This is a genomic window from Rhodococcus sp. 24CO, assembly GCF_050586165.1.
Classification (GTDB): Bacteria; Actinomycetota; Actinomycetes; order Mycobacteriales; family Mycobacteriaceae; genus Rhodococcus_F.
In genome coordinates this window covers 1-2,216 of sequence record NZ_JAZFNF010000050.1, presented here as the reverse complement: position 1 = coordinate 2,216, position 2,216 = coordinate 1, and the positions used below count along the sequence as shown (strand labels likewise).

The 2,216-nt window shown below is 62.3% G+C and carries 1 protein-coding gene; it reads left to right on the top strand.

Going from position 1 to position 2,216, the window contains the following annotated elements; genetic code table 11:
* Nucleotides 1-2,216: condensation domain-containing protein (locus V2B23_RS30740; protein ID WP_430953675.1), on the top strand; the 2,216-nt coding region annotated here is incomplete at both ends.

Genomic DNA, 2,216 nt, shown 5'->3' with positions numbered 1-2,216 from the left:
CAAGCGGTGATGCTGAATCTGCCGGAGGCAATAGACGAACCGAGCTTGGCGAGCACGGTGCAAGCGGTGCTCGACCAACACGACATGCTGCGCGCTCGGCTGCGGCCGCAAGCCGACGGTCATTGGACGTGGGAAGTGTTGCCGCAAGGCGCGATTCGAGCGGACCTCCTGATCCGGCGGGTGTCGATGCAGGTGGATGCTGGAAGTTCCCAGTTCAGTGACCTCGTGGCCGCGGAGTTGGATGCTGCGGCGAATCGGCTTGATCCGGACGCCGGTGTAGTGATGCAGGTGGTGTGGTTCGAGCCTGTGGAGGTTGGCGCTCGCGGCTGTGTCCTTGTGGTAGTTCATCATTCGGCTATCGACGGGGTGTCGTGGCGAGTGTTGGTGCCGGATCTGGCGATTGCGTGGTCGCAGATCGTGGCTGGAGTGGAACCGGAGTTGCCGGCAGTGGGAACGTCGATGCGTCGTTGGGCTCATGGGCTAGTCGAGGAAGCCCGCCGGCCGGAGCGAGTAGCCGAACTCGACCTGTGGCGAGCGATGACTGCCGGCGACGATCCGGTGATCGGGTCTCGGCCCCTCGACCCGTCGGTCGATGTGAACAGATCGACGGATCATGTTTCCGTGGAACTGTCCACCGAAGTGACAGAAGCCCTGCTGACCACAGTTCCCGAGGCGTTTCACGGTGGAGTCGACGACGGGTTGCTGGCTGCGTTGGCAGTCGCGGTCACGCAATGGCGGCGAGATCGCCGACCGGTGTCGACAGATCCCCCGATTGCCACAACACTCATTGCGCTGGAAGGCCATGGACGAGAGGAGAACGCGGTACCCGGTTCGGATCTGGGCCGTACCGTCGGCTGGTTCACCACGAGTTTTCCACTGCGCCTGGATCTTGCGGACATCGATCTCGACGACGCCTGCACGGGTGGCCCGGCATTGGCTGCCGCTGTCAAAGCTGTCAAGGAACAGATCCGGGCGGTACCCGATCACGGAATCGGGTACGGGTTGTTGCGGTATCTCAACGAGGACAACGCTTTTAAGATGCGGGACTTGCCAACACCGCAGATCGGGTTCAACTACCTCGGGCGCGTCGGAGCATCAATACCGGACGGAATCGGATGGGCACCACTCGGTGACGGTGACACGCTGGGCGACTCCGAGCGTGGTGGTGCTCAGGAACCTGAGATGCCGGTAGCGAGCGTGCTGGAAATCAACGCCGTGACTCTCGGCAGCCAGGGCAATCCCCGACTACGCGCAACGTGGTCCTTCCCGATCGGGGTGCTGACCGTCGCCGAGGTGAGTGAGCTGGCACGGTTGTGGACCGAAGTGTTGACTGCGCTGGCCGACCATCCCCTCGGCGGGCGGACACCGTCGGATCTGGCCTTGGTCAGGCTCGGCCAAAGTGACATCGAGGAGCTCGAGGACAGGTATCCCACGTTGAGTGATGTGTGGCCGTTGTCCCCGCTTCAGTCAGGTTTGCTGTTCCATGCGCTGCTGTCCGAGGAGTCGGTAGACGCGTACGTCGTGCAATTGACCGTCGAATTGCGGGGTGAAGTTGATTCGGACCGTTTGCGTCAGGCGGGTCAGGTGGTGCTCGATCGCTACCCGAATCTGCGGACCGCATTTGTCTCCGACCTCGAAACCGGCCCGGTGCAGGTGGTCCAAGAACACCGGGCGGTCGTGTGGTCGGAGATGGACCTGTCGGAACGTGACGAGGAAGCGCGACGCCTGGAATTGGATCGGGTGATGGCCTCGGACAGAGCGCACCGTTTTGATCCCACGCGTGGACCGCTGCTGCGCTGGTTGCTCATCACCACAGGTCCTGAGAGCTACCGGCTCGTGATGACCAATCATCATCTGCTGCTCGACGGTTGGTCGACGCCACTCCTGTTGCGTGAAGTTCTGCTGGCTTACGCCGCAGGTGAAGATGCCTTGCCCAGGGCGTACCCGTACCGCGACTACCTAGCGTGGATCAATCGGCAAGATACCTCGAGATCACTTGACGAGTGGGTGACACATCTTGCAGGCGCCCCGAGCCCCACCCTGGTCGCGCCTGCCGATCCGAGTCGGCGGTACACCGAGTCGCGGGATGTGTTCGCTGAGTTGACCGAGGAACAGACTGCGGCGTTGATGTCGTTTGTTCGGGGTAGGGGGGTCACTGTGAATACGGTGATCGAGATGGCGTGGTCGATTGTGTTGGGTGGGTGGACTTCTCGTGA